The sequence below is a fragment of the bacterium genome (genome assembly GCA_016873475.1).
In the GTDB taxonomy this organism is placed as follows: domain Bacteria; phylum Krumholzibacteriota; class Krumholzibacteriia; order JACNKJ01; family JACNKJ01; genus VGXI01.
In genome coordinates this window covers 1-6,217 of sequence record VGXI01000185.1, presented here as the reverse complement: position 1 = coordinate 6,217, position 6,217 = coordinate 1, and the positions used below count along the sequence as shown (strand labels likewise).

The window sequence follows — 6,217 nt, the reverse complement described above, 5'->3', positions numbered from 1 at the left end:
TGAGCACTACGAGAAGCGGCTGGAGGCGCTGGACGGCAAGGCGATGATCGTCTGCATGAGCCGGCGCATCTGTGTCGAGCTCTATGGCGAGATCGCCAAGCTCCGCCCGGAGTGGGTGAGCGAGGATGACGAGCAGGGTGCCCTCAAGGTGGTGATGACGGGCTCGGCCTCCGACCCGGTGGACTGGCAAGCGCACATCCGCAACAAGCCGCGCCGTGAGCTGCTGGCCAAGCGCTTCCGTGACCCTGGCGATGCCTTCCGGGTGGTGCTCGTGCGGGACATGTGGCTGACCGGCTTCGACGCCCCGAGCCTGCACACGATGTACATCGACAAGCCGATGCGCGGGCACGGGCTGATGCAGGCCATCGCCCGCGTGAACCGGGTTTTCAAGGACAAGCCGGGCGGGCTCGTCGTCGACTACCTCGGGCTCGCCCACGAGCTGAAGCGGGCGCTGGCAACCTACACGGCGAGCGGCGGCACCGGGCGCACCGCCCTGGACCAGGACGAAGCCGTGGCCGTGATGCAGGAGAAGTACGAGATCTGCTGCGGGCTCTTCCATGGCTTCGACCGGTCGAAGTGGACGACCGGCACCCCGCAGGAGCGGCTCGGTCTGCTGCCCGCGGCGCAGGAGCACATCCTGGCTCAGGAGAAGGGCAAGGAGCGCTGCATCGAGGCGGTTCGTCTGCTATCCCAGGCCTTCGCGCTGGCGGTGCCGCATGAAGCGGCGCTGGCCATCCGTGACGACGTTGCCTTCTTCCAGGCCGTTCAGGCGGTGCTTGCCAAGCGCGCACCGGGCGGCGCCAAGCTCGAGGAGGAGCTCGACCACGCCGTGCGGCAGATCATCTCGCGCGCCGTTGCGCCCGAGGGCGTGGTCGACATCTTCGCCGCCGCGGGCTTGGTCAAGCCGGACATCTCCATCCTCTCGGAGGAGTTCCTCGCCGAGGTGCGCAGCATGCCGCAACGCAACTTAGCTGTCGAATTGCTCCAGAAGCTGCTGCGCGGAGAGCTGGCCGTGCGCCGGCGCAAGAACGTGGTGCAGGCCCGCTCCTTCGCCGAAATGCTGGAGCAGACTATCCGCCGCTACCAGAACCGTGCCATCGAGGCTGCGCAAGTGATCGAGGAGCTGATCCAGCTCGCCCGCGAGATGCGTGAGGCCAATGCCCGCGGCGAGCTGCTTGGCCTCACTGAGGACGAGCTGGCCTTCTACGACGCCCTCGAGACGAACGACAGCGCCGTGAAAGTGCTGGGCGATGAGACGCTGCGCGGGATCGCCCGTGAGTTGGTCGAGACCGTGCGCAACAACGTGACCATCGACTGGACATTGCGCGAGAATGTGCGAGCGCAGCTCCGAGTGCTGATCAAGCGCATCCTACGCAAGCACGGCTACCCGCCGGACAAGCAGGAGAAGGCCACGCAGACAGTGCTGGAGCAGGCGGAAGTATTGTCCGTGGAGTGGGCAGTCGCCTAGTTGCGACTGTCAGGTGTAGAGCACAACAGCGAGAGGAGACGTGAGACTAGAATGCAGGGGCTGTTTAGCAAGCGGTTTCAGAAAGCGCTCCGCGAGAAGGCCATTCCGTACCCATCATTCCCCCGAGCACTGCGGAAGCGGCTTGCTATGGTTTGTCGGGCGCACATGGAGACCTGGGGGCAGCGATGGGAGACCTCCGACACGGAGGCTGAGGCAATGGAAGCGCTGAAGGGCGCTTACGGAAAGGCCGCGCTACGAGTCCAGGACGAAAGCGACGGCGGCGACAGGGAGGCGACAGGGTTTGACGACTTCGTGGTGTTTGCCTACCCACAGTCCGTCCTTGATGCACTTGAAGCGTACTACCGACTGCTTGCCGAGGACCGGAGGTCGCCATATCAAGCCGAAGTGAATGCAGTCCTTGCGGAAGAGGCCTCGGTCTGGCGGATGTCCGAAGGCCGCATGTACCTAATTGACTCGCGATTCCTTGACGCACTTCGGGACCTGGTAGAGGAGGACATGCGGCGGGAGGGCTTTCTTGGAGCGCACGAGGAGTTTCGTGATGCCCGCAGCTACCTTCTGGCGGGGGACGCCGATGATGCGATCCACAAGGCGAACTGCGCATTCGAGAGCGCTCTGAAAGCGCTACTGAACCAGAGGGAAGGCACTGCAGGCGAGCTTCTGAAGAGGCTTCGAGCAGAGACGGACCTACTCCACGGAGTGCCTGAGGAGGCGCAAAAGGCCATCACTGGGAGTGTCTTGCAGGGCCTCCCAGCCCTGAGACACAAGGTAGGGGGTCACGGCCAGGGAGTCGAGCCACTTCGGATACCGCGTGCTTATGGAGATCTTGCAGTGAATCTCTGCGCGGTGTACCTCAAGTTCCTTCTTGACCTGAAAAAGGAGCTGTCGCCGCCCGTGGTGCGGCCCGAGTCGGACGCCGAAGACGATGATCTGCCTTTCTGAAGCACTGGCTTCGCGGTGACTGCTGGGGAGTGATCCGAGCATGCTCGTTGTCGTGCATCAGGAGGTTGGGCCTGCAGACTTGCGAGAGGTCCGACCGGCTGGGGTCTCGGCTGTTCAACTCGGCAAATGCGCCTGCTTAGTGCAGCGAGGAGGGTTGTTGAGATGGACAACGCGCGGCTACTCTGGGAGATCGCGTTCTTGCTAGGTGACCTCGGGCAAGATCTGACGGGCGATGCTCGCACAGAGACGATCCGCTTACTGGAAGCCCTTGAAGCCGATCCGCTGCCAGAACCTGCGCTGCAAGAGGCATCCCTGCGCGCCCTCGGCTTCGTCCTTCATTCGCTTCTCGGCGGCAGCAAGAGGCGCGGCCAGGTGTGCGCCTCGGTACTCTGGAGCATGTACGATGCGATCTACACTGGGGATCCGGCCCGGCTCTACTCGCACGCAAACATCGGGCCGCCGCGATAGGCAATAGTGCAGTCTAGGGTGGACGCAAGCCCGCTGCGGTTGCAGCCCTCAGGCAATGTGCGGACGAAGCGCCTGTGATGCCGGCCCTGCCGATACTCCGGCTCTCTTGGCGGATGCTTCAGCCACCGCCCCATCCCCGCGATGTCCGGGTCCACCAGCAGCGTCGACGAATAGTACAGCAACCCCTGCTCGCGGTAGATGGCCGAGCCGCCCACCTTGCGGCCCTCGAGCACCAGGTCGCTCACGCCGCGCTGCTCGACTCCCGGCGCCCCCGCCGCGGCCAGCGCCTCGATCAGCCACGCCGACAGCCGCGCAAACGCAGCCTTCGAACCCCCGATGCCGGGAAGTGGCAGGGCCACGCTCACGATCAAGTTCCCCGGATCCAGCAACACCGCGCAGCCGCCGCCGCGCCGGCGAAACACCGGCACGCCGTCGGCGAGCACGGCATCGAGAAACAACTCGACCTCGGGCTTTGACCCGCGGCCAAGGACGATGCAAGTGGTCGGCTGCGTGCGAAGCGTCCAGCGCGCCTGGCCATCCGCGCGCACGGCCTCGATGAGCGGCTCATCGTCGAGCCAGGGCTCGATTCGCAATCCCGAAGCGTGAACCTCGACCTCGGGCGGCGCGCCCACGCTAGGGCTTCTTCGGCGCGGCCAGATGCACCGCCGTGCCGGCCGCCATCTCCGCCGCCTCGAGGATGCTCTCGGAGATCGTCGGGTGGGGGTGGATCGTGACCAAGAGGTCCTCGAGCGTTGCGCCCATCTCGATCGCCAGCGTGCCCTCGGCGATCAGCTCGCTCACCTGCGGACCCACCATGCCGACGCCGAGCAGGCGCTGCGTCTCGGGATCGGCGATCACCTTGACGAAGCCCTCCGTGCGGCCGATCGCCTTGGCCCGCCCCAGCGCGCTCAGCGGAAAGCGCCCCACGGTAATCGCCACGCCCTTTGCCTCGGCCTCGCGCTCGGTGATCCCCGTCCACGCGATCTCGGGGGCCGTGAACACCACGGCCGGGATCGCGCGGTTGTCGAAGGCGCTCGGGTGGCCGGCGATCACCTCGGCGGCCACCTTGCCCTCGCGGCTCGCCTTGTGCGCGAGCATGGGCCCCCCCGCCGCGTCGCCGATCGCGAAGATGTGCGCCTGCTGCGTGCGGCAGGCCTCGTCGGTGGGGATGCGGCCTTCGCCATCGAGCACCAGGCCGATCGTCTCCAGGCCGAGGTCGTCCGTGTTGGGCCTCCGCCCGACGGCCACGAGTACGCGGTCGTAGTGGCGATTCTCCAGCTTGCCGCCCTGCTCGATGTCCACGCGAAAGCCCTGCCCCTCGCCCAGCTCCTTGATGCCGATCACCTTGCTCTCCAGCATCAGCTCCTCGAAGCGCGCCTGGCAGTTCTTCAGCACCGGCCGCACCAGGTCCTGGTCCGCCCCCATCAGCAGGTTCGGGAAGAGCTCGACCATGCTCACCTTGCTGCCGAGCCCCTCGTAGACCAGCCCCAGCTCCAGGCCGATGTAGCCGCCGCCCACGACGAGCAGGGTCTCTGGAATCTCGGGAATCTCCAGCGCCTCGGCGCTGGACCACACCGGAATGTCGTAGGCCGGGGGGATCTCGTTGATGCGGCTGCCCGTGGCGATGATCGCGTGCCCGAAGCGAATGCGGCTGACCTCGCCGCCTTCGATCGCCAGCTCGTGCGGGCCGGCGAAGCGCGCGTAGCCCTTCACGACCTCTACGCCGCGCTTCTCGAGCAGTCCCGCAATGCCGCCGGTCAGGCTGTCGACTACCTGCTGGATCCAGTCGTGGAGCTTCTCGCGATCGAACTTCGGCTTGCCGTAGCTGAGGCCGAACTTGCCGGCCTCGCGCGCCGCGTGCGCGATCTCGACCACGTTGATCAGCGCCTTGGACGGAATGCAGCCCTCGCGCAGGCACACGCCGCCCAGCTTCTCGGCGGCCTCGACCAGCGTGACCTCGAGCCCGAGGTCCGCCGCGCGCAGCGCGGCCACGTAGCCGCCCGGCCCGCCGCCGATCACGACGACGCCCGTCTCCAGCTCCAGGCTGCCCATCACCATGGCGTCTCCTTTGCGTGCGGCGCAGCTAGGCCTTCCCGGCCAGCCAGGACAGGGGATCGGCGAGCTGCGCCATCATCGTCGTGACGAAGCGCGCGGCGTCGGCGCCGTCGGCCACGCGGTGGTCGAAGGCGAGGCTGAGCGGCAGGATGCTGCGGATCACGATCTGCCCACCCCGCACCACGGGCTTCTCCTGCACGCGGCCCATGCCGAGGATGGCCACCTCGGGGTAGTTGATCGTCGCGAGCAGGGCCGTGCCGCCCAGGGGGCCCACGTTCGTGATCGTGAAGGTGCCGCCGCGCAGCTCCGACACCTCGATGGTGCCCGCTCGGGCTCGCTCCGCGAGCGCGCGAATGTCGGCCGTGATCTCGAGCACGCTCTTCTTGTCGACATCGCGAACGACCGGCACGATCAGCCCGCGCCCCGTGTCCACGGCGATGCCGATGTTGATGTACTTCTTGTAGACGATCTCCTCGCGGAAGGGATCGAGGCTCGCGTTGAAGGCGCGCGCGCTCTTCAGCCCCTCGGCCACGGCCTTGGCGACGAAGGCGAGCAGCGTGGGCGCCGCGCCCTCGCGGCCGGCCAGCCGCTCCTTCTCGCGCAGGCGGTAGGCTTCGAGCTCGGTGACGTCCGCCTCGTCCATGTGCGCGACGTGCGGCACCATCACCATCGAGGTCGTCATCTTGTGCGCCACCTTGCGCCGGATGGAGCGCAGCGGCTCGCGCTCCACCTCGCCCCACTGGGCGAAGTCGGGCATCGGCTCGACGTCGAAGAAGGGGATGCCGCCGCCGGTCCAGACCATGCTCGGCCCGCCCCCGGGGGCGGGTTCAGCGGCGGCGCCGCCGCCGGCCTGGAAGCGGTTCAGGTCCTCGGCGGTGACGCGCCCGCCGGGCCCGGTGGGCGCGACGGCGGCGAGGTCGATGCCCATCTCGCGCGCGAGGTGCCGCACGGCCGGGGCCGCAGGCACGGGACCCGCTCCTGGGGGCGGCCCCGCGGGAGCGCTCGCTGGGGTCGCAGGCTTCGGCGCAACCGGGGGCGTGGGCCGCGCGGGCGCAGGCGCGGGCTTGGGGGCCTCGGCCTTCGCGGGTGCCTTGGCCGGTGCCTTCGCCGCGGGCGCACCCGCGGCCTCAATCACGGCGATCACGCTGCCGACCATCACCACATCGCCCACCTTGCCGCCCTGCTTCGCCAGCGTGCCGCCGGCGGGGGAGGGAATCGTCACCGCGGCCTTGTCGGTCTCCACGTCCCCGAGTGGCGCGTCCTCCC

At 67.8% G+C, this 6,217-nt stretch carries 6 protein-coding genes; 3 read left to right on the top strand and 3 right to left on the bottom strand.

From position 1 onward, the window contains the following. From FJ251_12550 to FJ251_12540, 3 genes are all read left to right on the top strand, one after another. Nucleotides 1-1,468, top strand: a 1,468-nt coding sequence (locus tag FJ251_12550) for a DUF3387 domain-containing protein (protein ID MBM4118540.1), incomplete at its 5' end; no start/stop codon positions are given. A gap of 216 nt (nucleotides 1,469-1,684) precedes the next feature. After that, complete coding sequence (locus FJ251_12545; GenBank protein MBM4118539.1) at nucleotides 1,685-2,428, top strand: hypothetical protein; 744 nt, start codon at nucleotides 1,685-1,687, stop codon at nucleotides 2,426-2,428. 162 nt (nucleotides 2,429-2,590) lie between these two features. Next, nucleotides 2,591-2,896, top strand: coding sequence for a hypothetical protein (locus FJ251_12540; protein MBM4118538.1), 306 nt, complete (start codon nucleotides 2,591-2,593; stop codon nucleotides 2,894-2,896). Here FJ251_12540 and FJ251_12535 read toward each other — a convergent pair. The 3 genes from FJ251_12535 to FJ251_12525 form a co-directional block, all read right to left on the bottom strand. Beyond that, on the bottom strand, nucleotides 2,863-3,528 hold the full coding sequence (locus FJ251_12535; GenBank protein ID MBM4118537.1) for a hypothetical protein: 666 nt from the start codon (nucleotides 3,526-3,528) through the stop codon (nucleotides 2,863-2,865). The two genes, FJ251_12540 and FJ251_12535, sit on opposite strands and share 34 nt — an antisense overlap. A 1-nt stretch (nucleotide 3,529) precedes the next feature. Beyond that, nucleotides 3,530-4,948 carry a dihydrolipoyl dehydrogenase gene (gene lpdA / locus FJ251_12530; GenBank protein MBM4118536.1) on the bottom strand — a complete coding sequence of 473 codons (1,419 nt, stop codon included), beginning with the start codon at nucleotides 4,946-4,948 and terminating at the stop codon, nucleotides 3,530-3,532. Between the two features lie 31 nt (nucleotides 4,949-4,979). Then, nucleotides 4,980-6,217 (bottom strand): hypothetical protein (locus tag FJ251_12525; protein MBM4118535.1); only part of this gene is annotated, 1,238 nt, incomplete at its 5' end.

Coding starts and splice junctions, on each gene's coding strand:
- FJ251_12545 (MBM4118539.1), top strand. CDS start 1,685: ATGGAAGCGCTGAAGGGCGCTTACGGAAAGGCCGCGCTACGAGTCCAG.
- FJ251_12540 (MBM4118538.1), top strand. CDS start 2,591: ATGGACAACGCGCGGCTACTCTGGGAGATCGCGTTCTTGCTAGGTGAC.
- lpdA (MBM4118536.1), bottom strand. CDS start 4,948: ATGGGCAGCCTGGAGCTGGAGACGGGCGTCGTCGTGATCGGCGGCGGG.